22 protein-coding genes are annotated in these 25,579 nt (G+C 64.8%); 11 read left to right on the top strand and 11 right to left on the bottom strand.

What is annotated here, in order from left to right:
* Positions 1–24: 24 nt before the first annotated feature.
* Both dnaN and dnaA read right to left on the bottom strand, forming a co-directional pair.
* The gene (dnaN, locus tag ACSYG9_RS10185; protein WP_440127037.1) at positions 25–1,209 is read right to left on the bottom strand and encodes a DNA polymerase III subunit beta; all 1,185 of its coding nucleotides are present in this window, start codon (positions 1,207–1,209) and stop codon (positions 25–27) included.
* 543 nt (positions 1,210–1,752) lie between these two features.
* Positions 1,753–3,402 carry a chromosomal replication initiator protein DnaA gene (dnaA, locus tag ACSYG9_RS10180; RefSeq protein WP_169689081.1) on the bottom strand — a complete coding sequence of 550 codons (1,650 nt, stop codon included), beginning with the start codon at positions 3,400–3,402 and terminating at the stop codon, positions 1,753–1,755.
* 489 nt (positions 3,403–3,891) lie between these two features.
* Between dnaA and rpmH the strand changes: the two genes are divergently transcribed.
* The 9 genes from rpmH (at position 3,892) to ACSYG9_RS10135 (ending at position 10,814) form a co-directional block, all read left to right on the top strand.
* The gene (gene rpmH, locus ACSYG9_RS10175) at positions 3,892–4,035 is read left to right on the top strand and encodes a 50S ribosomal protein L34 (protein WP_040744549.1); all 144 of its coding nucleotides are present in this window, start codon (positions 3,892–3,894) and stop codon (positions 4,033–4,035) included.
* 21 nt (positions 4,036–4,056) lie between these two features.
* The gene (gene rnpA, locus ACSYG9_RS10170) at positions 4,057–4,434 is read left to right on the top strand and encodes a ribonuclease P protein component (RefSeq protein ID WP_440127036.1); all 378 of its coding nucleotides are present in this window, start codon (positions 4,057–4,059) and stop codon (positions 4,432–4,434) included.
* Positions 4,431–4,721, top strand: coding sequence for a membrane protein insertion efficiency factor YidD (gene yidD, locus ACSYG9_RS10165; protein WP_440127035.1), 291 nt, complete (start codon positions 4,431–4,433; stop codon positions 4,719–4,721). The genes rnpA and yidD overlap by 4 nt, the downstream gene beginning before the upstream one ends.
* A gap of 71 nt (positions 4,722–4,792) precedes the next feature.
* The gene (gene yidC, locus ACSYG9_RS10160) at positions 4,793–5,899 is read left to right on the top strand and encodes a membrane protein insertase YidC (protein ID WP_440127034.1); all 1,107 of its coding nucleotides are present in this window, start codon (positions 4,793–4,795) and stop codon (positions 5,897–5,899) included.
* A gap of 22 nt (positions 5,900–5,921) precedes the next feature.
* Complete coding sequence (locus tag ACSYG9_RS10155; protein ID WP_169689077.1) at positions 5,922–6,464, top strand: Jag family protein; 543 nt, start codon at positions 5,922–5,924, stop codon at positions 6,462–6,464.
* Positions 6,465–6,571: 107 nt separating this feature from the next.
* Entirely contained in the window at positions 6,572–7,249 is a 678-nt protein-coding gene (gene rsmG, locus ACSYG9_RS10150) for a 16S rRNA (guanine(527)-N(7))-methyltransferase RsmG (protein ID WP_440127033.1), read from the top strand.
* A 634-nt stretch (positions 7,250–7,883) separates the two neighbouring features.
* Complete coding sequence (locus ACSYG9_RS10145) at positions 7,884–8,858, top strand: AAA family ATPase (RefSeq protein WP_440127032.1); 975 nt, start codon at positions 7,884–7,886, stop codon at positions 8,856–8,858.
* Complete coding sequence (locus ACSYG9_RS10140; protein WP_454842320.1) at positions 8,855–10,066, top strand: ParB/RepB/Spo0J family partition protein; 1,212 nt, start codon at positions 8,855–8,857, stop codon at positions 10,064–10,066. Before ACSYG9_RS10145 ends, ACSYG9_RS10140 begins: the two co-directional genes overlap by 4 nt.
* A gap of 55 nt (positions 10,067–10,121) precedes the next feature.
* Entirely contained in the window at positions 10,122–10,814 is a 693-nt protein-coding gene (locus ACSYG9_RS10135) for a GNAT family N-acetyltransferase (protein WP_440127030.1), read from the top strand.
* A 63-nt stretch (positions 10,815–10,877) separates the two neighbouring features.
* Here the strand turns inward: ACSYG9_RS10135 and ACSYG9_RS10130 are convergent, their stop codons facing one another.
* The 4 genes from ACSYG9_RS10130 to ACSYG9_RS10115 all read right to left on the bottom strand — a co-directional run bounded on the left by ACSYG9_RS10130 (position 10,878) and on the right by ACSYG9_RS10115 (position 14,928).
* Positions 10,878–12,056: an N-acetylmuramoyl-L-alanine amidase gene (locus tag ACSYG9_RS10130; RefSeq protein WP_440127029.1), complete on the bottom strand. Its 1,179-nt coding sequence runs from the start codon at positions 12,054–12,056 to the stop codon at positions 10,878–10,880.
* Positions 12,057–12,173: 117 nt separating this feature from the next.
* Positions 12,174–12,497, bottom strand: a complete 324-nt coding sequence (gene trxA / locus ACSYG9_RS10125) for a thioredoxin (RefSeq protein WP_169689071.1) — start codon at positions 12,495–12,497, stop codon at positions 12,174–12,176.
* Positions 12,498–12,554: 57 nt separating this feature from the next.
* A complete protein-coding gene (gene trxB, locus ACSYG9_RS10120) occupies positions 12,555–13,520 on the bottom strand; it encodes a thioredoxin-disulfide reductase (RefSeq protein ID WP_440127028.1) in 966 nt (321 codons plus the stop codon).
* A gap of 205 nt (positions 13,521–13,725) precedes the next feature.
* Positions 13,726–14,928 carry an oxidoreductase gene (locus tag ACSYG9_RS10115; protein WP_440127027.1) on the bottom strand — a complete coding sequence of 401 codons (1,203 nt, stop codon included), beginning with the start codon at positions 14,926–14,928 and terminating at the stop codon, positions 13,726–13,728.
* A gap of 100 nt (positions 14,929–15,028) precedes the next feature.
* On the opposite strand from ACSYG9_RS10115, the gene ACSYG9_RS10110 reads away from it, so the two are divergent.
* Positions 15,029–15,586 carry a TetR family transcriptional regulator gene (locus ACSYG9_RS10110; RefSeq protein ID WP_440127026.1) on the top strand — a complete coding sequence of 186 codons (558 nt, stop codon included), beginning with the start codon at positions 15,029–15,031 and terminating at the stop codon, positions 15,584–15,586.
* A 10-nt stretch (positions 15,587–15,596) separates the two neighbouring features.
* On the opposite strand, the gene ACSYG9_RS10105 is transcribed toward ACSYG9_RS10110, so the two are convergent.
* Genes ACSYG9_RS10105 through ACSYG9_RS10085 form a run of 5 tightly spaced genes read right to left on the bottom strand, consistent with a single transcriptional unit; the run spans position 15,597 to position 23,926 of the window.
* Entirely contained in the window at positions 15,597–16,304 is a 708-nt protein-coding gene (locus tag ACSYG9_RS10105; protein ID WP_440127025.1) for a hypothetical protein, read from the bottom strand.
* Positions 16,305–16,358: 54 nt separating this feature from the next.
* Complete coding sequence (gene sigM / locus ACSYG9_RS10100) at positions 16,359–16,958, bottom strand: RNA polymerase sigma factor SigM (protein ID WP_440127024.1); 600 nt, start codon at positions 16,956–16,958, stop codon at positions 16,359–16,361.
* Between the two features lie 46 nt (positions 16,959–17,004).
* Entirely contained in the window at positions 17,005–20,934 is a 3,930-nt protein-coding gene (murJ, locus tag ACSYG9_RS10095) for a murein biosynthesis integral membrane protein MurJ (RefSeq protein WP_454842319.1), read from the bottom strand.
* Complete coding sequence (locus tag ACSYG9_RS10090; RefSeq protein ID WP_454842318.1) at positions 20,931–23,324, bottom strand: glycoprotein; 2,394 nt, start codon at positions 23,322–23,324, stop codon at positions 20,931–20,933. The genes murJ and ACSYG9_RS10090 overlap by 4 nt, the downstream gene beginning before the upstream one ends.
* Positions 23,321–23,926: an NUDIX domain-containing protein gene (locus ACSYG9_RS10085; RefSeq protein WP_440127021.1), complete on the bottom strand. Its 606-nt coding sequence runs from the start codon at positions 23,924–23,926 to the stop codon at positions 23,321–23,323. Before ACSYG9_RS10085 ends, ACSYG9_RS10090 begins: the two co-directional genes overlap by 4 nt.
* Positions 23,927–24,040: 114 nt before the next feature.
* Between ACSYG9_RS10085 and ACSYG9_RS10080 the strand changes: the two genes are divergently transcribed.
* The gene (locus ACSYG9_RS10080; protein WP_454842317.1) at positions 24,041–25,495 is read left to right on the top strand and encodes a CCA tRNA nucleotidyltransferase; all 1,455 of its coding nucleotides are present in this window, start codon (positions 24,041–24,043) and stop codon (positions 25,493–25,495) included.
* The last annotated feature ends 84 nt before the right edge of the window (positions 25,496–25,579 follow it).

Raw genomic sequence — 25,579 nt, 5'->3', positions numbered from 1 at the left:
GTCCGTTCACTTTCTGCTTGCCGGTCAGCCCGGCAGGCGCACCGGCATCAGGAGGTATGTGTAGGCGCTGTCGGGGGCAGCGAACGTACCCGACTCGTCGGGCACCGGCTCCTCATCGGTGGCGGGACGCAGCACGGCCGGACGGCTCGATGTGGTGAAGCCGAAGGACACCTTGTCGGTGTGCAACGACGTCAGACCGTCGAGCAGATATCCCGGGTTGAATGCGATGACCATCGGCTCGCCGTGGAACTCGGCCGGGTGCGATTCCTCGGCGCGCCCTGCATCGTCGCCACCGGCCGAGAGCAACACGCTGCCCTCGCTGAACTCGAGGCGGACCTGTGCTCCGCGTTCGGCGACGAGCGCAACGCGCTTGATCGCCTCGACCAGCGGTGCGATCTCGACCGTGGCCATCGCGGTGTGTTCGCTCGGGAGCAGCTGACGGAACTTGGGGAATTCGGCGTCGAGAAGCCGCGTTGTGGTGCGGCGGCCGTCGGCGACGATGCCGAGCAGACCGTCGGCCCCGACCGAGGAACCGCTGCCGAGTGCCAACTGGACCACTGGACTCGACGCTCCACCAACTGTTTTCGCGGCTTCGGAAAGGGTCTTCGCGGGCACCAGCACTGCAGAACTGGTGCTTTCACCGGTGGGCATCCACTCGAGCTTGCGCACCGCGAGCCGGAAACGGTCGGTGGCCGCGAGCACCATGTCGGTGCCCTCGATCTCGACACGGATGCCGGTGAGCATCGGAAGGGTGTCGTCCTTGCCTGCCGCAACCGCGACCTGGCCGATGGCCTCGGCGAACAGATCTCCGGACAGGGCACCCGTCTGCTGAGGGAGCTCGGGAAGCTGCGGGTAGTCCTCGACGGGCATCGTCGGCAGGGAGAACTTGGCGCTACCGCAGGTGATGAGCACGCGGGTGCCGTCGAGGATGACATCCACAGGCTTGTTGGGGAGTGCACGGGTGATGTCGGCGAGCAACTTGCCCGAGACGAGCACCTGGCCCGGCGTGATGACCTCGGCCGGGACGTGAACCTGCGCGGAGACCTCGTAGTCGAAGCCCGAGACGGTCAGGCCCTGCTCATCGGCTCCGAGAAGCACTCCACCGAGCACCGGAACCGGTGGGCGCGACGGGAGGCTTCGTGCCACCCATGCGACAGAGTCGGCGAAGTCCTCGCGAGCAACACGAAACTTCATGCTTCCAAGCTCCATCGCCCGGGGGATCCTCTCTCGATCGTGGTCATCGACAAGTCTTACGAGTCTGACACACGGCCCCGACTCCATTGCTCGGCGTCGGGGATGCGGCTCCACGGTAGGCCCTCGAGCGCTGCTTGGAAAGCCGGACCTCGTTGCGAGGGCACGACTCTCGAGGGCCTGTGGACTCGAGGGATCCACACACCTGTTTTGAAAGAGTATTTCTGAGAAGAACTCACAGAAGTAGTAATAGGTCCTGTGGAATCTGTGGACGAACGACCGTCTACGCTGGTGGCGAGGTCTTCTCGAGGCGTTCGACTCGAGGATGAACTCGAGGAATTCTCGAGGATGAATGTGGACTCCTCGAGACTGTTCTACTTCTGTCCACCGTTCGTCCACAAAGATCCCACGTTCTGCACACCGTTGTCCACAAGTGTGAGTGGGTCTGTTTTCTCGAGATCCGGGATGGAATCGAGGGGTTGCCCACAGGCTGTGGACAGAAAAATCGGAAGCGCCGGGTCGGCGCTTCCGATTCGTGGTTGGTCCTGCAGTGGGTCTCGGCTACCGCTTCGAGCGCTGCTTGATGCGGGCTGTGAGCTCCTGCACCTGGTCGTAGATCTTGCGTCGCTCGGCCATCTCCTTGCGAATCTTCTTGTCCGCGTACATCACTGTGGTGTGGTCGCGCCCGAACGTCTGGCCGATCTTCGGCAGCGACAGGTCGGTGAGTTCACGGCACAGGTACATCGCGATCTGCCTGGCCTGGGCCAACGGGCGTGCCTTACCCGGCCCGCACAGATCGTCGATCGAGATGCCGAAGTACTCGGCGCAGACCGCCATGATCGTCGAGGCGTTGATCTCGAGTGCCGTCGAATCGGGCATCAGATCGCGAAGCACCACTTCGGCGAGGGTCAGGTCCAGTGGCTGCCTGTTGAGGGACGCGAACGCAGTGACCCGGATGAGTGCACCCTCGAGTTCACGGATGTTGCGCTCGATCCGGCTCGCGATGAGCTCGAGCACATCGTGCGGCACATCGAGCCCGTCCATCCGCGCCTTCTTACTGAGGATGGCGATGCGCGTCTCGAGTTCGGGTGGCTGGACATCGGTGATCAGACCCCACTCGAACCGGGTTCGTAGCCGCTCCTCCAGCGTGGCCAACTGCTTGGGCGGCCGGTCCGAAGAGACGACGATCTGCTTGTTCGCGTTGTGGAGGGTGTTGAACGTGTGGAAGAACTCCTCCTGGATTCCTTCCTTTCCTTCGATGAACTGGATGTCGTCGACGAGGAGAATGTCCGTCTCGCGGTATCGGCGTTTGAACGCGACCTTGCGGTCGTCCCGCAGGCTGTTGATGAAGTCGTTCGTGAACTCTTCCGTCGAGACGTACTTCACCCGCATTCCGGGAAAGAGTCGCTGTGCATAATGCCCCGCGGCGTGCAGGAGATGCGTCTTGCCCAGGCCGGACGCACCCCAGATGAACAGCGGGTTGTACGCGCGGGCCGGAGCTTCGGCGATCGCCACGGCCGCGGCGTGCGCAAATCGGTTCGACGCACCGATGACGAAAGTGTCGAAGGTGTATTTCGCGTTGAGACTGCTGCTCCCGATCGCTGGCGTTTCGGGAGGCGGCGGCTGAGTGAAGTAGGACGGCCAGGACTCACGTACCGCGGTGAGCGCTTCGTGATCGTCGTCGACCTCGTCGACGTCCCCGTGGTCGGGTTCGAAGGGTTCGTGGTCGTAGCCGGGTCCGAAACGGCGAGGGTGGAGGCTCCTGCCGTCGACAGCGGGCATTGCGTCGCGGGGAGTGCGCCGTTCCCGGGTTTCGGTGTCGCGACGTGCCGTTTCGCGGGATCTGACCTCACGCGAGGTGGGTTCGGTCGGAAGTCCCTCCAGTGGCAATGTGTCGCGAGGTTCGGCGTAGGGGTCCTCTGCGGGGTCGTCGACCCGCTCGCGGGGTTCGACGCGGACTCCGAGCCCTTCTACTCCCTGTCCGAGGTTGCGGTTGAGTACCCGCAGGATGGGCTCGCGCAGATCCCGCTCGATCGATTGCTGCGCCAGCGTGGACGGTACCGACAGCAGCGCGAAGCCCTGGGCCAGGGTGATGGGTTTGACGAGGTTGAGCCACGCCTTCTGGCTCTTCGACAATCCACCGTTGTCCACGGTGAGCTCGGAAACGACGTCCGCCCACACATCGGCAAGCGCGTTAGGCTCGTCGTTCACGAAGCTTCCTCCCACAGAGTCGACCGGATTTCCACATGATTATCCACAGGTGTGGACAACCAGGGGAAACGGCCCGGTCGGGTTGGGGATTCGATGCGCAAGCTGTGGTCAGCGCAAGTTGTGTACAGGGTGCAACCGCAATTGTCATCGGCGACGCCGGCTGCGATGGCCTGTCGTGAACCCAGTGTGGCACACGGTTGGCAGGGCGGCAGCGATCCCCCTCGACGCCATGATCGATACCTTACCCCACAGTGACTGCAATCACAGGTCGTCTCGGAAAGGTTCGGCGGAATTCGGATCGGCGTGTCGAGTTGCGTGAGCGGGCGGCTCGCGGTTTGATTTCGCGCCCGGACCCGAGTAGCCTCGAACAGTCACTCGTACTGCAGTGGCTGGTCTGTGCTGTGTCACTACGCGCGGACCATGCGAAATTCCGTAAACGTTGGACCAATGGCGCCTCCCGGTGCCGCAGATTATCGAGGAGTGTTGACCGTGGCCAAGGGCAAGCGGACGTTCCAGCCGAACAACCGACGCCGCGCGCGCGTTCACGGCTTCCGTCTCCGGATGCGGACCCGTGCGGGCCGCGCCATCGTGACGGCGCGTCGCCGTAAGGGCCGCGCTTCCCTCACCGCCTGATCCTGTAACCGGGAGCTCGGGGTGTTACCTGAGCCGTATAGACTGCGGCGCCGTTCGGATTTCTCCGAAGCCGTGCGCCGTGGTCGTCGTCAGGGGCGTCGAGATCTCGTTGTGCACGCGCTTTCGCGGGAGCAACCGGATTTCGTAGTGAGTGGTGTCGGCGGTCCTCGTTTCGGACTCGTCGTGAGTAAGGCTGTCGGGCCGGCGGTGATTCGACATCGAGTCGCGCGCCGGCTTCGTCATATCTGCGTGGAGCTGGTCGAGTCGATTCCCGAAGGCACCGATGTGGTGTTGCGCGCCTTGCCGGGCGCGGCTACCGCCGAATCCCGCGATCTCGAGCGTCAAGTCCGCTCGGGGCTGCTACGTCTCGGGATTCTCGAGGACGAGGGACGCCGGTGAACTCGCGCGGATGGAGTGCTGCGCTGCGAGCGGTCCGTACTGCCCCGGCTCGGGCGTTGATCTTCTGCATCGAGCTCTATCGCGTCTATGTGTCGCCGACTCGGATGCCGACCTGCCGATTCTTTCCCACCTGCAGCGAATACGCCGTCGACGCGCTGCGGATGCGGGGTGTCGTCGTGGGTTCTGCACTGACGGCTGTGAGACTGCTCAAGTGTGGACCCTGGCACCCTGGCGGTTGGGATCCGGTGCCGGAGCGCCGACACCGACATTCCCCAGCGGGAACCTGAGCGGCGCCTGAAGACCTGAGACCGACGCCGTTGCGTGGCGATCATGGACGACCAGAGGAGTACCTAGAGCCGTGCTCGACTTCATCTACTATCCCGTGTCCTGGATCCTGTGGGTCTGGCACAAAGCCTTCTCCTTCGTGTTGGCGCCCGACAGCGGACTGACCTGGGCGCTCTCCGTGGTGTTCCTCGTCTTCACCCTGCGCGTCATCCTGTACAAGCCGTTCGTGAAGCAGGTCCGCACGACGCGCCAGATGCAGGAACTGCAGCCGCAGATCAAGGCGTTGCAGAAGAAGTATTCGAACGACCGCCAGCGTCAAGCGCTCGAGATGCAGAAGCTGCAGAAGGAACACGGCTTCAACCCCTTGATGGGTTGCCTGCCGATGTTGCTGCAGGTGCCCGTGTTCATCGGTCTGTTCCACGTGCTCCGCTCGTTCAACCGCACAGGGACGGGGCTCGGTCAGCTCGGACTGACACCGGAGGAGAACGCACAGCTCGGCAACTACGCCTTCAGCCCGGAGGACGTCCAGTCGTTCCTCAGCGCGCGTATCTTCAACGCGCCGATCTCGTCGTGGATCACTCAGCCGATGGCATCACTTCAGGCCTTCACCGTCGACGGAGGAGACCTGCCGTCCCGCTGGGACATCGCGATGGTGGCGGTCCCGCTCATGGTGATCGCGGGTATTGCTACGCACTTCAACTCGCGTGCTTCGGTGGCCAGGCAGAGCGCTCAGGCTGCGGCCGCACCTCAGGCCGCCATCATGAACAAACTGGCCTTGTACGTATTCCCCCTGGGTGTGCTCGTCGGTGGTCCGTTCCTGCCCATCGCGATCCTCCTCTACTGGGTGAGTAACAACGTCTGGACCTACGGTCAGCAGCACATCGTCTTCCGGCGGATCGACAGCGAGGAAGAAGCGAAGCGTGAGGCGGCGCTTGCACGCCGGAACGAGAATGCACCCAAGCCGGGGGCACGGCCCACCAAGAACAAGAAGAAGGGCGGCGCAGCTGCCGCACCGTTGGCTGCCGAATCTTCGTCCGAGGATTCATCGACCAACGATGACGCCGCACAGGCCCCGGATGTGTCACTGAAGAAGACCGATCCCCAGGGCGGAAAGACTTCCGGCACGAGTACACCGAAGCCTGGCAGCCGTCCCAAGAACTCCAAGCGCAAGCGGCGCTGATCGAAGTAGAAGAGAGCTGAATATGGCCAGTGACCTGGACAAGGCACAGGAGGACCTCGAGGTGACTACCGAGCCGCGGGATGCAGAACTCGACGTGGATGACGACGATGATCTGATCGAAGAGGGCGAGATTGCCGGCGACTACCTCGAACAGTTGCTCGACGTACTCGATTTCGACGGCGACATCGACCTGGACGTCGAGGGCGACCGTGCGGTGGTCAGCATCGACGGAGGCAAGGATCTGTCCAAGCTCGTGGGACGGAGCGGCGAGGTTCTGGACGCGCTCCAGGAGCTCACGCGACTGGCAGTTCAGCAGGCCACCGGTGAACGCAGCAAGCTGATGCTCGATGTCGCCGGCTGGCGCGCGGGCAAACGGTCCGAACTGAGCGCTCTCGGTACGTCGGCCGCCAAGCGGGTTCTCGAATCAGGCGAGCGCGAGGAACTGACTCCGATGACGCCGTTCGAGCGCAAGATCGTGCACGATGCCGTTGCTCAGATCGATGGTGTGTCCAGCGAGAGCGAGGGCGCTGAGCCCAACCGGCGAGTCGTGATCATTCGAGACTGATCAACAGTTGATTCGAAGAGGAGCCCGGCCGGCCCGGGCTCCTCTTTTCATCGGTAGGCGCGACAGGTCGGTCCATTGTTTGTTGCACTGCCCGTGTACGGGAGAGGATGTTTCACGTGGAACACGAAGAGTCCGACCTTCTCGCAATCGCTCACCGCGTCTTCGGTGACCGATTCGACCTTGCGCAGCGCTACCACGAGTCGTTGTCGACAGACGGTGTCGAACGTGGACTCATCGGCCCCCGCGAGGTTCCACGTCTATGGGAACGGCATATCCTCAACTGCGCGGTCCTCGGTGAATTGATCGAAGCGGACGAGAAAGTTGTGGATGTCGGAAGTGGGGCCGGCCTCCCCGGTATTCCGCTTGCAATCGCCCGGCCCGATCTTCGGGTGACGCTCGTCGAGCCGTTGCTGCGGCGTTCGGTGTATCTCGCGGAGTTCGTCGAGACGCACGGTCTCGAGAACGTGCTCGTGGTGCGCGGCCGCGCCGAGCAGCCAGGTGTGGTTCACGAAGCGGGCGGTGCCGATGTGGTCACGTCTCGGGCTGTGGCTCCGCTCGCCAAACTCGCGAAGTGGTCGATTCCCCTCATTCATGAGGGCGGGCGAATGCTCGCGCTCAAGGGAAGTTCAGCGGCTGAAGAGATCGAGCGGGATCGCGATGAACTTGCCAAGCTCGGAGCGGGAAACCTCGAGGTACTCGAGTGCGGTGCTGATCTCCTCGAGGTTCCCACGCTTGTGGTGAAAGCGGAGCGTATCGCTAAGCCTCAGCGACGCCGGAAGCGCTGACCGGTTTCACGTGAAACAGAACCCCTCCCCTCCCCCGCTGTGGCCGGAGGGGTTCTGCAATGTCCCGCTCTGGTGACTCCATCGCGCAAGAGTGTGGTGTGGGAGGGTGTCCCGATACCCCGCATTACTTTCGTCACTGTGACAATTCGTGCCGGCTCGTTACAGCGAACTATCATCAGTGCATGAATTGCGTTGCTGTGCAGTAGTTTTCGATGACAATTCTCGAATTGCGTTGGTTCATAACCTTTTCCGTACTGATCGCAACCTCCTGGGGTCCGGAGGTCTCTCGCTGCGCTCGGTCTTCGTGGGTCATGTTTCACGTGAAACAGAGCGGCGCGTCCCTTGGTGTTGTTTCACGTGAAACCTGCGGACGTACGTTTCACGTGAAACAACGACGACGAGGTGTGGGCGGCGACGAGGTGTCAACGACACTGCCGAGAGTTCTTTTGACATACTTGAGCGCGAGCGAAGAAGTGGATGCGCCTCAAGTGTCGGGGATGCGCTGTGTAGGTCCCCCGTCCGGGCAATCCTTGCGAGGCCACGTCTTCGTCTGCAACCGCCGCGCATAGCAAGTATCGGAAGCGTGAAGGATGTAGCGTGCGAACCGAGCGGATCTATGTTTAAGGAGCGTTCTATGTCGGGTGGATCTGAATCCGCTGTTTCACGTGAAACCGAGGTCGCAAACGAAGACGACTTCTTTCCGGTCCCCGTCGATACCTTCTCGTCGATGGACACCCCGATCGGCGCGGCCGCGCATCGCGCGAGTCAGGTTCTGCACCCGAGTGAAGCAAACGCACTGCCCAAGCCACGTGAACGTCGCGTCCTCACCATCGCCAATCAGAAGGGTGGAGTCGGTAAGACGACAACGGCCGTCAACCTTGCCGCCGCCCTCGCGGTCCAAGGGCTCACCGTCCTCGTCATCGACCTCGATCCTCAGGGCAATGCGAGCACGGCATTGGGAGTGCCCCATCACTCCGGCATCCCGTCGAGTTACGAGATTCTGCTCGGTGAGGTGACTGCCGCGGAGGCCGTGCAACAGAGTCCCCACAGTGAACGACTCTTCTGCATTCCGGCGACGATCGATCTGGCGGGTGCCGAGATCGAACTCGTTTCGATGGTTGCGCGCGAGAACAGGCTCCGCAATGCGATCACGAAAGAAGCGCTCGGCGACCGCGACTACGACTACGTCATCATCGACTGTCCGCCGTCGCTCGGGCTGCTCACAGTGAACGCATTGGTCGCTGGGAAGGAAGTCCTGATCCCCATTCAGTGCGAGTACTACGCACTCGAAGGTGTCGGCCAGTTGCTCCGCAACATCGAACTCGTACAGTCACATCTCAATCCTGCGCTGCACGTGTCGACCGTTCTTCTGACCATGTACGACGGTCGGACCAAGCTCGCGGATCAGGTCGCAGCCGAGGTCCGTCAGCACTTCGGCGCCGCGGTGCTCCGGTCGGTGATCCCGCGCAGTGTGAAAGTCTCCGAAGCTCCCGGATACGGGACGACGGTTCTCGACTACGATCCAGGTTCGCGCGGTGCAATGAGTTACCTCGACGCAGGGCGTGAACTGGCGGCACGTGGGATTCAGGACAACCAGGGGAACCGATGAGTGCGACACGCAAGGGTGGGCTTGGACGCGGTTTGGCGGCATTGATTCCGACGGGCCCTCCCGTCGAGAGCTCTGACGATCCTGCACCCGCCACAGGTACCGCAACCAAGACGGATGCAGCCACCTCCGCATCCGGGAAGAAGTCGCCGGTCATCAAGACGCAGACACGGCGTCCGGGAAGTAGCTCCGGCTTCACGATCTCCCCGTCGGGCCTCGGGACCGCAGCGGCCGATGTGATCATCGGTGACGGGACGCCGGCCGCCGCCGGGAAGACCGAGTCGGCAGCTTCCGAACCTGTCGGCCCCGACTCGACCGGCTCCGGTACGGAAACGAAAGCGTCGGAGCGACCCGACACCGCCGAACCCCTCCCCTCCCCCACCGGGGCGGTGTACCTCGAGATCGCGATCGACCGCATCGAGCGGAACCCGAAGCAGCCGCGTCAGGTGTTCGACGAGGAGGCTCTGGGTGAGCTCGTCCACTCGATCCGCGAGTTCGGGCTCATGCAGCCGATCGTCGTGCGCCGGATCGACGACGACCGGTTCCAGCTCATCATGGGCGAGCGGCGTTGGCGCGCGGCGCAGCAGGCCGAGCTCGAAACCATCTCCGCGATCGTTCGCGACACCGAGGACCACGCGCTCCTCCGCGATGCGCTCCTCGAGAACATCCATCGCGTGCAGCTCAATCCGCTCGAAGAGGCCGCAGCGTACCAACAGTTGCTCGAAGAGTTCGAAGTCACCCACGAGGAACTCGCAGCACGCATCGGCCGCTCGCGTCCCGTGGTCACCAACATGATCCGGCTTCTCAAACTTCCCATTGCCGTCCAGCGTCGTGTCGCGGCGGGGGTGCTCTCGGCGGGTCACGCTCGCGCACTGCTCTCCCTCGAGGCCGGAGCGGATGCCCAGGAAGTGCTCGCCGCGCGCATCGTGGCCGAAGGTATGTCGGTACGTGCCACCGAGGAAGCCGTCGTCCTCGCGAATCGGGCAGGCACACCCGACGTGGCGGCTCCTGTGCGGCGGAAGCCGATCCAGATGCCCGGATTACAGGACGTCGCTGAACGGCTGTCGTCGTCGTTCGATACCCGCGTCACCGTCAGTCTCGGCAAGCGGAAGGGCAAGATCGTGGTGGAGTTCGGGTCGGTCGACGATCTCGAACGCATCGTGACCCTGATGGAATCGCAGCAGCCGGGCGCCCGTCAGAACCCTTCTTGACTCCCCACCGGAGCAGGACGGCTGTCTAGACCAGAGGTGGAGGCGAAGGAATCGCGTGTCGACACGAGTCACACCGCTCTCGTTGAGTGGTATCGATCGGTTGCCGCGGCACTCCCGGCGGTGTGTGTTCTGGGAGATGGATCCCGACACTGTCGATGAGGCGCGCGGATTTTCGGACCCAGAGTTCGAGAAGGAGGCGTGGCTGTCGACGGTCATGCTGCAATGGGGTTCCTGCGCGCAGATCGCGACCGTCGGCGACAAAGTGGCCGCGTGCGCGTTCTACGCGCCGCCCAATATGGTTCCCCGGGCACAGTTGTTTCCCACTTCGCCGGTGAGTGCCGACGCGATTCTCCTGACAACCATGCGGATCGAACCGCATGCCCAGGGACTCGCGGTGGGGGCCGACCTGATTCGCGCCGTCGTGGACGATCTCGTACGGCGGAATGTGCGTGCGCTCGAAGCGTTCGGTATAAGAGCGGACACTGTAGCGGATTCGCTCGGTGACACGCCGTCGGCAACGGCAGCGAACACCTGCTCGCCGCACGAGTGCATGATCTCCGCTGATTTCCTCGAGGACATGGGGTTCGATGTGGTCGCGCCTCATCACCGGTATCCGCGCCTGCGACTCGAGCTCGACCGCGACCACGGCTGGAAGGAAGAGGTCGAAGCTGCCTTGGATCGGTTGATCGAGGCCGCATCGATCACGGTCGAGGATTTTGCAGGCAGGGCGACGGTGGGTGTGCAGTAGCGTCCTCACGCAAAATGGAGAGGCCCCCTCAGCGAGGGGGCCTCTCCATTTTGCGAGTGAGACTTACCGCGTCTCGGTGATCGACAGCTCTTCTGCGAGCAACTCGGCGAAGGTGTACGTCCCGGTCGGCTGGTCGTCCTGACCGAGCAGGTACAGGCGCTTGACCGCGATGAGTACCGCCTCGGCGATCGTGTCGCGGTGACGTGGGTCGGCGAGCACCATCGCGTCGTGTGCGTTGGTGAGGTAGCCGAGATCGATCTGGATCGTGGGCATATTCGTCAGCCGCAGCAGATCCCAGGTTCGTCCGTGGCTGCGGCAATCCTGGAGAGGTGTGCGCGCGACGATCTCACGCTGGATGTACCCGGTGAGGACCTGCCCGATCATCGATTCGGAGCCGTGCGAATTGCCGTAGTGGAAACTGGCGATTCCGCTTGCCACCGGATTCGAACTCGCGTCGCAGCGCAGCGAGATCATCAGGTCGGCGCCGAACGCGTTGGAGGTACCGGCGCGCTCGATGTCTGTCGGGTTCGCGTGATAGGGCCTCGACAGGAAAGTCTCCATGCCGGTGGCCGCCATGCGCCCTTCGAGCCTGCGAGCGAGATCCCACAGGATGTCCGCTTCCGAGATGGTGCCGTGCGGGCTGCGGAGAACGATCCCGTGGTGATTACCACCGAGGCCCGGGTCGATGACGATCCGTTTGCCGCTGAGCTGAGGACCGGACCGCCGGACGATCTCTTCCTCACTGATGGCGTGCGGCGACCCCCCCGACACTCGCGTGCCGAGGAGCTCGAGTGCCCGCAGAGTTTCGGGTCCGCAGATGCCATCGGGTGCGAGACCGATCTCCTTCTGGAACGAGCTGAGACCGGAGTGGGTGCGGGGGCCGAAGTATCCATCGACCCGATCCACGTAGAACCCGAGATCCTGAAGGCGCGTCTGCAGTGCTGCGACGTCGTCCCCGTAGAGGGGCGCCGACAGCTGATAGATCAGTGTGCGTGCACCGAGACGGTACGACGCTTCCTTCAGCGACCGATATGTTGCCGGGCCGACGATGCCGTCGACGAGCAGACCACGCTGCTGCTGGAAGGCGCGAACGGCACCGTCGAGCTCATGATCGAAGGTGACGTCGGAGCCGACCCACTCGTCGGCGACCTCGGCTCCGCCGTGAAGAAACCCCAATCCGGCCAGGGTGTTCCTGATCTCGGCTACAGCAGGGCCGTGATCGCCGTGACGAAGAGGGCGCATGTGTCGGGGGCCTTTCCGTGCTGACCGGAGTGCCCAGCACGCGCGGGGCAGCATCGAACGGAATTGTCTCAGATACGCCCGGGACCATGTCCACGGGCGCTCGATCCTGGGACGTTACTACAGGACCTCGTCGAGCTCCCGGAGCAACGCCGCTTTCCCCTTCGCCCCGACGATCGTCTTGACGGGCTTGCCACCGGAGAACAGGATCATCGTGGGGATGGACATCACCTGGTAGTCGCGTGCAGACGAAGGGTTGGCATCGATGTCGAGCTTGGCGACAGTCAGCTTCTCGCCGTGCTCCCCCGCGATTTCCTCGAGGACCGGCGCAACCATCTTGCAGGGACCGCACCACGTCGCCCAGAAATCGACGAGCACAGGCTTGTCGGCCTGCAGTACGTCTTCGACGAAGGACGAGTCGGTGATGTTGACGGTGTTTGCCATGTTGTTCTCCTGCGCAGTGATGGTTGGGATCGAGAAGGGCGCTCTATGCCCGGTGTTCTATGCCTGGGCAGCGACCGGCTCGGCCGCTTCGCGATTGGCGACGAGCCAGCGTTCGGCGTCGATGGAAGCGGAGCAGCCCGTGCCCGCGGCAGTGATCGCCTGGCGGTACGTGTGGTCGACGAGATCGCCGGCTGCGAAGACACCGGGCACGGATGTCGCCGTACCGGGTGCGGAGACCAGCACATAGCCTTCGTCGTCGAGACCGACCTGGCCCGCGACCAGCGAACTCCGCGGATCGTGGCCGACGGCGACGAACAGACCGGTCACGGCGAGATCGCTGCGCTCGCCCGTCACAGTGTCTTCGATGACGAGGTTGGTGACGCTGTTCTCACCCTGGACCTCGGCGACGGTCGCATTGGTGAGGAAGCGGATCTTCTCGTTCGCGCGTGCACGCTCGAGCATGATCTTCGAAGCGCGGAACTCTTCGCGCCGGTGGATGAGGGTGACGCTTCGTGCGAAGCGGGTGAGGAACGTGGCCTCTTCCATGGCCGAGTCGCCGCCACCGACGACGGCGATGTCCTGATCACGGAAGAAGAAGCCGTCGCACGTGGCACACGCGGAAACACCGCGGCCGAGGAGTTTCTCCTCCCCCGGCACCCCCAGGTAGCGAGGCTCGGCGCCCATCGCGAGGATGACCGCGCGGGCGCTGTAGGTCTCGCCGTTCGCGACGACGGTCTTGATCGGGCCCCGCAGATCCATCTCTTCGACGTCTTCGGTGCGGATATCCGCGCCGAATCGCAGAGCTTGTTCACGCATCTGATCCATCAGCTCTGGGCCCATGATCCCTTCGCGGAAGCCCGGGAAGTTCTCGACCTCGGTGGTGGTCATGAGTTCGCCACCGAACTGGGTTCCTTCGAACACGAGCGGCGAGAGTTCGGCACGAGCCGCATAGATCGAGGCGGTGTATCCGGCCGGTCCCGAGCCGACGATGATGAGGTCGTGGATCGTGGGCGAAGTCGTCATGCGAACCTTCCTGGGTCGGGTGCTGTGGGTGGGACGCAGTCAGCGGCCACAGTCGTCCGTGCAGGTGAGGCCACGGCCGAGCTTCAAGTATCAACACCAGGGTAAACGGTGTTGTTCCCTGCTCGCCGTGCCTCACGCCACAGTTGCTGCGGACGATCCCGCGGCGTCCTCCGAAGCGCCCGATCAGGCCGGTGCGCGACGGACCTCAGACAGTCGTCGTGGGGGCGTCCTCCAAGGTTCTGCGGATGACGCAGTGGGTGCCGGTGTAGATGGTCGGCATGCACTTGTTGCAGTGGATGCACAGCCCCTCGTGCGCGGTCGCATTGCGGAACTTGTCGACCACATCCGGGTCACGCAGTAGCGCTCGACCCATCGCGACGAACTCGAACCCCTCGTCCAGAGCAGTCTCCATCGTGTCGAGACGGTTGATGCCGCCGAGCAGGATCAGCGGCAGCGACAGCTCCGACCGGAACTGGCGGGCCATCGGCAGGAAGAAGGCCTCCTCGAACGGAAGTTTCGGGAAGATCTTCGGGCCGTAGAGTTTCAGGCCCCACCCGACAACCTTGGCCTGCGACGCGACGAATTCCTTCATCGGGACGTCGCCGCGGAAGAAGTACATGCCGTTCAGGAGCGAGCTGCCGCCCGTGAGTTGCATCGCGTCGATGTGGCCGTCGGATTCGATGAGTCGTGCCATGGGCAGCGACTCGTCGAGCCATAACCCCTGGGGGACTCCGTCTGTCATGTTGAACTTCGCGATGACGGCGATCTTGTCCCCCACCGCGCGTCGTACCGCCTCGAGCACGCGGCGCGGGTATGCGGTGCGGTTGGCGATACTCCCGCCGTAGCAATCCTTGCGCTTGTTGAGGTTCGGGCTCATGAAAGAGCTCAGGAGGTAGTTGTGGCCGAGATGGACCTCGACCGCGTCGAAGCCCGCATCGACCGCATGGCGGGCCGCTGATGCGTAGCATTCGACGATGTCGTCGAGTTGCGCGAGCGATGCGCCGCGGACGAGACCCATTGCGGGTGCGCTGATCCGCGTCGACGGGGCGAGGGTGCTCATGCCGTTCGAGATCTGGTTGGCGACGAGGCCGGCGTGACCGATTTGCGCGGACGCGAGTGCCCCCTCGGCGTGGACGGCATCGGTGAGGCGTCGAAGGCCGGGAACGGATGCGCTGTCGAGAACGAGCGTGTCGCGGTGGACGCGACCGCTTGCGGACACCGAGCAGTAGGCGACGGTGGTCAGCGCTGTTCCGCCTCGCGCGACTTCGGCGTGGAACTCGATGAGTTCATCGCTGACTGCTCCACGAGGCATGACGCCTTCGAACGTGGCGGCTTTGATGATTCGGTTGCGGAGGGTGAGAGGTCCGAGCCGGGCGGGCTCGAAGACGGTGGGTCGCGGCGAAGTCATGCCCCTACTTTCGATGCCAGTGGTACCGTAATTAGAATCCGACTATAACGCGCGCGGCGCCGCTGACGCCACGATCCGTCCGAAGAGAAATGCAGACTGTATGTCCGATGCTGCTCCCGGGCGTCCCCGCGACCCTCGAATCGACGCCGAAGTGCTGGCCACTACCCGAGCGATGCTCGTCGAGGTCGGCTGGGACGGACTGAGTATGCGTGCACTCGCCGCACGCGCCGGTGTCGGCCGCGCGACCTTGACGCGGCGCTGGCCCACCAAGGCACACCTGGTTCTCCACGCGCTGCTCGGAGCGGCACCTGATCTCGAGCCGTACACGGGGATCGATCGCCGGGGCTGGATCGAATGGGTCGTCACCGGCAGTGTGGAACTCTTCTCCCGACCCGATGTGCGTGCTGCCCTGCCCGGGCTACTTGCCGCACTACGTGATCACGACGACCTCCGGAACGCGCTGTGGCGCACATTCAGTGGGCCGAGTACGGCCCTGTTCGCCGGCGAGACGGGTCACGACTCCGAGATCGATGCCCGCGCGATCCTGGTCATGGCGGCGGGCTCGGCGCTCTTTGCAGGGCTCATCGCCGCTGAAGACGACACCCCGGAATTACGAGCAAGGATCCTCGAGTTGCTGCTGCCCGCGGCCGAAGGCTGACCTATCGGAATCACCCCAGAACTTCGACCTGGATCGTCGCGGGATCGGTGGCTCCGCACCCCGTGCCCACCACGAGTGCCGTGATCTGCGGTGACTGCGGTCCGCCGAGCAGAATTGCGATGGCATCGGAATTGCCCACCCGGATCTCGCGCGAACCGAGAATCCGGCTGCCCGGATGGAATCCGTTCGCCGACAGACAGTCTCCCAGGCGATTCATCTCGGACAGCGGCCCGAGGCCGGTGGAGCCGACGATCTCTCGCAAGGACGCCGGGGTCAGTGCGTTCTCCCCGAGAGGGGAATCATCCTGCGACGGTGAGGTACCGGATGCGAGCGGTGGTCCGACGGAGTCCTCGGCAGCACCGATTCCGCGGAAGACGAGAGCGAATACGACCGCGAGGACCGCCGCGGCACCGATACCCGCCACCGCAAGGGCCCGTCGGTCGAGCCGCCTCTCTCCGTGATGCCGTCCGAGGCTGTGCAGCGTCGCGTCGAGACGCAGTGCGACATCGTGCGGTATGGGTTCGGCAGCGGGTTCATCACCCCACGCGCGTAATCGTGCTTGCACGGCATCGAGCCGGTCGATCACGGCCATGGCGTGGTGATCCTGCCTTACGATCGGCCACAGCCGATCGGCCAGTTCGTTGTCCAATGCCCCGGCGTGGAGATCAGCGAGTAGGTCGTCGGAGTACGGCGGACGTGGAAACTCGTCCTCGTTCATACGCATTCCTCCTCGGCGGCTCGGGTGCCCTCACCAGAGTAGGACGTACGCGGTTCACGATCGGTTCCCTCTGAATCGAAGGTCGTCGAGAACGAAGGCAAGTTTCTTTCGCCCGCGGGCGCAGCGGCTCTTGATAGTGCCCTCGGGGACACCGAGCCTGCGTGCTGCTTCCTTCACCGAATAGCCTTCGACGTCGACGGCCACCACCGCAGCGCGTTGCTCGGGTGGGAGCGCGAACAACGCGGCCTGCACGTCGAGGGTGATCTCGAGATCGGAAATTCGATTGTGCTCATCGCGGATCTGCTCGACACCATCGGGATAGCGTGCCGCGCTCGGACGTACCCGATTGCGGCGAATGCGGTCCAGGCACGCGTTGACGACGATGGAGTGCAGCCAGCTTCGCACGGCGGCATCATTTCGGTACGTGGCCGCCATCCGGTGCGCCGAGAGCATCGCATCCTGCATCGCATCGGCTGCGTCCTCATCCGAGTAACTCGTGCGCTTGGCCACTTGCCACAGACGGTCGCGGTGCCGAGATATCAACGCCTCGAACGCGGCCCTGTCCCCTCCGACATGAGCCGACAACAACTCTGCATCCGACATCTCTCCGATGTCGGGCACAGCGACTTTTGCGATCCCCCCGAAAATTCGCACGCGCGGATGGTATCCGATTTGCCGGATGATTCCCGCTGTGCGGGGCCTACTTCGCAGCGGTGAAGGTGACCTCGGAGATCGTGCTCTTGTGGCCACCGCCGCTGGTGCTCAGATCGGTGATCCACAACAACACATGCGACGTGCCACCGTCGGCCTCGACCGGAATCTCGGTCTCGCCCGAATCGAGTGTGGCAGAACCGATCACCTGGGTCTGATCAAGAGACGACTGAGCCGACGGCGCACTGCGCACCTCGAGCACCGTTCCGGGCGAATCCGTCGTGACGGTCACCGACGACAGCGTGGACGTGTCGGCGAGTGTGACCAGCAGGCCCACACCGTTCTTGAGCGACGGGAACGGATCGAAGTAGGCGTCGGTGCTCCACTCGGTGCTCGGATCGCCGTCGATGGCCTGCGACGCAGTCGCCGGAGAATCGGGGGTGCCCTGCGGAGAGAACACCGCAACAGACGTCGCGGCGACCGGTCCGGCGGCCACCGGAGCAATCGGCGCCGCGGATTCTGCACCTTCACCCGAGCCCGCGGCCACCGGAGCCTCGGACGTCGGGGTGAGCCCGAATTCCTGACTGGTCAACGGCGCATCGTTGGTATCGCCGGCAAGAAGATTGGTGATCCACCAGCCGATCAACGCGAGGATGATCACGGTGACGATGCCGAGTCCGACGAGCGCCATGAGCATCCGCTCGGAATGCTTCTTCTTCTGCGCGAGCGCTTCCGGGTCGGCGAGGGCATGGTTCTCCGCAGCTGCCGTCCGTTGTCCGAGTCGCAGCGCGGGGATCATGTCGGTCTTCTGGTCGACCACCGACGCCTGGTCGAGGATGTGCTGCACCGTCGCGGCCGTCCGGATGCCACCGTCGGTGGACAGCGCACGCACCGCGACCGCGGAGATCTCGAAGGGAACATCCGGACGGATTGCGCGAGGTTCGACGGGAACACCGTCGGGACCGCGCTCCGCGATCGGCATTCCGCCGACCGTGCCACCACTGCGCGCCGGAGCTGCCTTGGGGGCACCCGGGTTACCGGGTTCGTCGATCGGCCACCGCCCGGTGATCAGCCCGTACAGGGTCGCGCCGAGACCGTGGACGTCGGAGATCGCATCGGCGTCGGAGAACGTGGCCGGGAACGCGAGCACCGCGTCGCCCGCGACACTGATGCGGATCCGGTCGGGGTGATCGATCGACAATGCGCTGCCACCGCGGTGGGTGGCTTCGGCTGCCGCGGCAAGCGCGCGCACGGCACGAGCCGCGCCGATCGGTGACGGCTCGGTGGTCGACATTTCCTTCAGCGACCGACCCGGGGTCCACTCGGCGACCACGATGCCGCCCGAGCTACCACGGACGACGTCGAGCACTCGTGCGAGACCCGGCGAGTTGATGCGTCCGAGTCGGAGCGAGCGGGACAGCACGGCCTGAGGAGAATCTGGTCCGCTCGCATCGGCGGCTCGCTGGTCGGCGTCGACGAACGTCAGAGCCACTTCGCGGTCGAGCTTGACGTCGAGCGCCTGCCAGAATCGCAGTCCCCGTGCACCTCCGTGTGGAGCAAGCAGCCGATAGCGTCCTCCCGCGACCGATGCGCCCGCGATGAGCTCGGGTCCGCGCATCGTGCGACGAGGTGCGCTGCCCGACACCCGAACCGGCGGCAGCTGCGGCGAACCGATCGGGATGACACCCGTGTCGGTGTGGGGATCGCGCGGCCGTCCGGCATCCGGGTTCCGGGCCTCGGGCGCGGAGGTACGGTTTGCGGCGCCCGTCGAACCGGCGGCGGCCTTCGAGCTTTCGGCAGCGGAGCCGGTGTTGTTCCGGTTCGCTGAATCGAGCGCGGACTTGCCGGCAGCGTGGTCGTCGCTCACCCTTACTCCTTCGTTGTCGACTCGTCCGCCATCTGTACGGAGGCGGGGATCGCCGGGAGCCACGAAGTATCGCGGTCCACGCCGCCCGGGTCGAATCTGTTGACCAGGGTACGGGAGTTGCGCCCGACGATCGACGGGACGGGGCAAGTCCCGAACCGCGGGAATGACCTCTGTGATCGCGTCATACGGCCCGACTCCGTACTCCCCGTAGTCGATACGTGGGAGCACAACGGTGCGCTCCACATCGGTTTCGGGATAGTCGTAGCGGCGAGGGGCGGGGAGTGGCCCGGTCGGCGGCGGTGACGTCGGGAGAGCGCCGGCAGGTCCCGGCGTGTCGTCCGGTGCGGCGCCGCGCAGCGCACCTACCTTGCGCCGGATCATGGCTTCGATCGACAGGATCTCCGGAACCTTCAGCAACCACATGCCTACGAGGGCGACCAGGACCATCAGGACACCGGTGATGCCGACCTGCACAAAGGAACCGAGCCCGCCGAACCGCTCACTCAGTGCGTCGAGCTGGAGCAGTGTGTCGGCGAGCAACACCACAGCGGCAGCGGCGGCCGACGCGAACACCACGTGCCAAACAGTCCGCCCGACATTCGCCATCTGCAGGTTGCCGAGTGTGCGATGCAGCAGGAATCCGCCGATGAACGCACCGACGGTGAAGGCAATACCCGTTGCGACCCCGAGGAAGACGACGACCTGACTGCCGTTGCTCGCGATGACCGGTGCCAGCGCCGACAACCCGATCTTGACAGCGGTGATGCCCAGAATGATCCATGTGGGCGTCCACGCCTGCTCTCTCGCATAGAACACGCGGAGATGGATCAGCACGAGCGAATACGGGATGAGCGTGAACGCAGACCAGCTCACCGCGCGACCGAGCAGCTCGGCATTGCCGCTGCCGAAGTTTCCGTAGCCGTACAGCGCTTCGCCGATCTGGGGTCCGGCGATCGTGAGGAAGGTGACGATGGGGATGAGCGAGATCATCGTCAGGCGTGTCGCGACAGAAAGATCGTCGACGACGGCGGGCGTGTCACCGTCGGCGGCGTTTCGGCTCAGTCTCGGCATGATCGCGGTGAGCACGGTGACGCCCAGCACGCCGTAGGGCAGCTGCAGGAGCAGCCACGCATTGTTGTAGATGGCGGGGCCTGCTTCGTCGGCGCCCGACGACACCCGTGTCGCGAAGACCATGCCGGCCTGGCTGATCAGTACGTACATGATGATCGCCGCGGCCATGCCGCCGAATTGGCGGAGCCGGTCGTCGAGCCCCCACAGGGGCTTGAGGTTGACGCCTTCCCTGCGCAGCGCGGGGACCAGACTCATGGCCTGAGTGACGACACCGAGCAGCACGCCGATCCCGAGGACCAGCAGTTTCGGATCGCTCATTCGTACCGGGTCGAGAGTGATCTCGCCCGGCATCAGGTAGTACAGAACGAGCACGGACAGCACGACGATATTGTTGAGCACCGGCGCCCACGCGCCGGGCTTGAACACTTGCCGGGTGTTGAGGATGCCTGTGAACAGGCCTGACATCCCGTAGAACACGATCGCGGGCAACAGCAGATACGACAGCGCCGTGGTCAGCGACGTCGAGACCTCCCCCGAATCGTCGAGGAAGACGTGTGTCGTCAGGAGCGGGGCCGCTGCGACGGCGAGCACCGTCGCGGTGCCGAGGAGCACCAGCGCGGCAGTGAACAACCGCCGGATGAAGGCCTCACCGCCGTCGGGATCCTCCCGTTCGGCGCGGACGAGAACCGGCACCACGATCGAGGTGAGCACGGCTCCGAGCACGAGCTCGGAGATCATGTTCGGGATCTGGTGAGCGACCGTGAACGAGCTCGCGACCCCGGCGCCGAGCAACGTGAGGATGAGGAGCTGCTTGAGGAAGCCCGTGATGCGACTGATCAGGGTGGCGATCGCGATCGACCCGGTCGCGGCGAGCAGGCTCTGCGCCCTGCCGGATCGAGGCGCCCCGGTGAGGTCGGGAGACGTCGTCGGACCCGTGAGATCCGGGGAGCTCGTCGGTCCCTGATGCTCCCTCGTCGGTCCCTGATGCTCACTGCGACCGGTGGTGCCCCCGGTACCGGTGCGGGTGGGGTTCCCGGTCATTTCTCTCCCAATCGTTCATCGGCCGGATCCGGCTCCCCGCGGAACCTGTGCAGAAGTCTCCGCCCCGCCAGGAACAACAGGAGTGCTCCCGCACAGCCTGTGACGATGGCGAGGATCTGGCCGTACGCATTGGAACGTACCGTGACCTGCGTGGGGCTGCCGAGTGACAGACCGGACTCGGTCGTGAGCGCGAACTCGACCTCGATCTTTCTCGAGTCGCTGATCTCGGCAGGCACCGTGAGGGTGCGGCTCCCTCTCGGCGGCAGCTGGGTGGGGCCGATGTCGGTGATGTCCATTGCGGCGGGCACGTCGACATGCAACCGGACGGTGATGCCCACCGGGAGATCGTTGCGGGCCACGAGCAGCAGCGGGCTCTGCTCCGACGTGAGAGTGAAGACGCCGCCCGGCGCGAGCACCGTGACCGAGTCGAACATCCGATCGACGGCCTCACGCACTTCCGTCGCTCGCAGTTCGGCGGCTGCGGCGGCCGCATCCGGATCGGTGCCGCGCCGCCCGGCCAGCGTCATCGAGCGCAGCATGTCGTTCCGCAGCGGCGCGGTGAACGCACTCGGGGTGAGCTGGGCCTGCGGGTCTTCGACGAAGGCATTCTCCAGCCCGTCGAGACGCGGCATCTGTGCGGATGCCTCGTGAACCACCGACGCGGGCGCACCGTCGGTGATCGCCTGTTCCGGATACGTCAGCAGTGACGTGACCGGGTCGCTGCCGGTCGCAGCGGCGGCAGAGAGCATCGACTGGAACGGCTGCGCCGTTGCGAGTCCTGATTTCATCAGGGTCGACACCATGGACAGGGCCCGGGCAGCATCGTCGGCGGATACGGACCACACCTGCGGCGGCGCGAGCACCAGCGAATCCGGCCCGGCCGATGATGCCGACTCCGACGACGAATTCAGGGCTGGCCAGGCGATGGCGCCGAGCGCGTCCTGGAGTCGGGCAGTCGTCGAATCGTCGGTGAGTGTGTAGCGCGACGATTCGGGCACGTACGAGGGTGTCTGCGGATCGTCGCCCATGGCAGCGAGTGCAGCACCCGCGGCACTGTCGAACAGGCCCGCTGTGAGTCCGTCCACGCCGCTGATGCGGACACCCGACGCGCCGGCATCGGTCTTCTGCACGGCGTCGTCGGCGAGCAACGCGGTCACCGGACCGTTCGCCGCGATCATCGTTCCTGCTTTTTCGGTGAGCACGCCGGAGTCGGGCCAGACCACCGAGCCAACGGAAGAGATACCCAGGGTCGTGTCGATGATCTCGGTGGGCGAGGTGAGCGCGGATTCGATCAGTGATGCATCGCCGGTCTCGGCGAGCGCCGTGAGGTCTGCCTGGGCATACGGCACGGCGGTTGTGCACATCCGCGCCGAGAGGGCCCGCAACCGCTCGAGCCATGAGATTGCCGCGCCGGTGCCCGTGCCGGGCTCTGCGACGCCGATCGGGTCGGCGGGATCGGCAACCACCAGATAGTCGCGTGTCATGTTCGCGACCGTGACCAGCAGGTCCGGGTCGATCGCGAGACACATTGCGTCGCCGACCTGCTGCTCGTTCTGCACGACCTCTTCTGCGACACGGAGCAACCCGTCGAGGCGACCGCCTTCGGCCAGCGAGGTTGCAAGATCGTCGTCGACGAGACGGACCGGATCGGTTGCCGATCCGGGTACTCCCGCTGCTATCCGGGGTCGATCGGCGAGTGGCCAGAGCACGGTGGTCGGGACGGGCGTCGATCCCTCGGGCGCTATCGCGGGGAATTCCTTCTCCCCGGCTTCGGCGGACGTTTCCCCGAGCGAGGTTGTGCCGCTCGTGTCGGTGCTCTCATCGGTGCCGGTGCCGACCTCGTCCGCGGCGGGCACCCCCAGGACAGGAAGCAGGAACCGGGCGTCGTCGAGGCGCGCCTGGCCGCCGTATTCGGGGACACCGTTGACGTTGACGAGCAGCGGGTACACACCCGGCTCGGTGATGTCGAGGGAGGGGACGAGATCGGAGCGAAGCGGCAGTTCGAGAGTGAATTCCTCGGTGTCTCCCTGCCCGATACGATCGCTGACCACCTCGAACTCCCCGACCGTGTCGTATCCGGCCTGATCAAGGGTCAATGCGCTGCGTAGGGTCGCTGAATCCGCGACGGCCTGTGCACGCTGCAGGCGCACCCAGACGTCTTCGACATCGCGATCGCCGATGTTGGTGACAGTGCCGGTCACCGACACGACCGGACCGCTGGTCAGGGACACCGCCGACGGGGTGACCTGGTCGATGTCGAGGCGGAGGAACTGTGGTTCGTCGGTCGTCTGGGCAATTGCGGAGCCGGGGACCGGCCCGACCAGAGCTACGAGGGCCAGCGCAATCGCAGCGAGGACCGCGGCGCGGGCCCGTGAGAACACCACCGTCATCCGAGCGCGGCCCCCGGATCGTCGGCGTCCTTCAGCCAGGCGGGGTCGATGTCGGCGATGAGCTGATCGGCGATATCGGCGAGTTTCCGCTCGTCCGCGTACGCGAGCCGCGTCCGCAATTCGGTCAGTGGGACCCAGGCCACCTCGGTGACCTCGATGTCGGCGTCGGAGAGCTCACCTCCGAGATAACGGAGCAGATAATGATGAACGGTCTTGTGGACTCGTCGTCCTTCCGTCACGAACCAGTAGTCGATGCTGCCGAGCTCGGCGAGGACCTTGCTGCGCACGCCGGTCTCCTCGTGGACTTCGCGCATAGCGGTTTCTTCCGCTGTCTCACCCTTCTCGATGTGGCCCTTCGGCAGCGACCACAGCAGGCGTCCGCGGCGGTCGGTGCGACCGATCAGCGCAGCGCACAGTTGGTCGGTCGGGCCGCCGAGTCCGTCGACGACGAGACCACCGGCGGAGGTCTCCCGCACGGTGCGCATCCGCGCGTGCGGCGTCGAAGCCGCAGCCGCGGCACCCCCCCGCACAGGTGGTTTGCCGCCCGAACCACGCCGCCGCGGATTGCGGCGGTTGCGGTTGGCACGTTCTGCGGGCGACACCTGATCGATAGTAGTTGTAACGGCCACCGTGCTGTTTCAACCGCGGGTCCGGTCCGACCACACGTCGGTGCCTGTCCGACCGGGAGCACGGGCAGCTCGGTAAAGTCCGGAGGCGTGAACTCTCCCACCGCGGACGCCGATCGCCGCGCCCGACTGCTCGCAAGCGCCGACTCGACGCTGCGTGCACTCTCGGATGTCCTGGCTCCTCTCGGGGCACGTTTCGCCGAGGCGGGCCACGAGCTGTACCTGGTGGGAGGCAGTGTTCGCGATGCCGTGCTGGGGAGATTGGGCACCGACCTCGACTTCACCACCGACGCCCGCCCCGAACTCGTGCAGGAACTTCTTCGCGGTTGGGCCGACCATCAGTGGGACACCGGAATCGACTTCGGAACGGTGAGCGCGTCGAAGGGCCCCGAACAGATCGAGATCACCACCTTCCGCAGCGACGCGTACGACCGTGTGACCCGCCATCCCATCGTCGAGTACGGCACCCGGCTCGAGGACGATCTGGTGCGCCGTGACTTCACCGTCAACGCGATGGCAGTCCGGATCGGCCCCGACGGTGCCGGCGAGTTCGTCGACCCACTCGGCGGGATGGACGCGCTGGTCGCGGGAGTGCTCGACACTCCGGCGCGGCCCGAGGACTCCTTCCACGACGATCCGCTGCGGATGCTGCGCGGGGCGCGTTTCGTGTCGCAGCTCGGATTCACCCTCACCGAGCGGGTGCACACGGCGATCGTCGAGATGGCCGACGAGATCCTGCGGATCAGCGCCGAACGCGTCCAGGCCGAACTCGACAAACTCATTCTCGGTACCTACCCCATCGAGGGCATCGATGTGATGGTCGAAACGGGACTGGCGCAGCGCGTGCTTCCGGAGATCCCGGCGATGAAACTCGAAATCGACGAGCATCACCAGCACAAGGACGTGTACTGGCATTCGCTCACCGTTCTGAAACAGGCGATCGACCTCGAAGACGGCGACCCGGATCTGGTGCTGCGCTGGGCAGCGCTCCTGCACGACATCGGCAAGCCGGGCACCAAACGCAATGAGCCGGGCGGCGGGGTGAGCTTCCACCACCACGAGGTGGTCGGCGCGAAGCTCGTCCGCAAGCGGATGCGAGCGCTGAAGTACTCGAAGCAGATGGTCGAGGACGTGGGGCAGCTCGTGTTCTTGCATCTGCGGTTCCACGGATACGGCAAGGGACAGTGGACGGACTCGGCGGTGCGTCGCTACGTGCACGATGCCGGGCACCTTCTCCCGAAGCTCCACAAGCTCGTGCGTGCCGACTGCACCACCCGAAACAAGCGCAGGGCCGCATCGTTGCAGGCCACCTACGACGATCTCGAGCAGCGCATCGCCGTGATCGCCGAGCAGGAGGATCTGGCACGGGTCCGTCCGGATCTCGACGGCAACGCGATCATGGAACTGCTCGGGATCCCCGCAGGGCCCCAGGTCGGTAAGGCGTGGAAGTTCCTCAAGAACCTGCGCCTCGACCGCGGGCCGCTCGATCGGGACGAGGCCGAGGCCGAGCTCCTGAAATGGTGGGATCAGCAACCGAAGGCGTGAGTGTTTCCGGCTCCTCACACAGTTTGTGCGGACTCGTGAGCCAGATGTCACAGCGTGCTCACCGCGTTTGATCCTCCCGCAACA

Source organism: Rhodococcus sp. SJ-2, from assembly GCF_053750035.1.
Note: the sequence above shows the minus strand (reverse complement) of the source record. Positions and strands in the feature narration are given on the sequence as shown.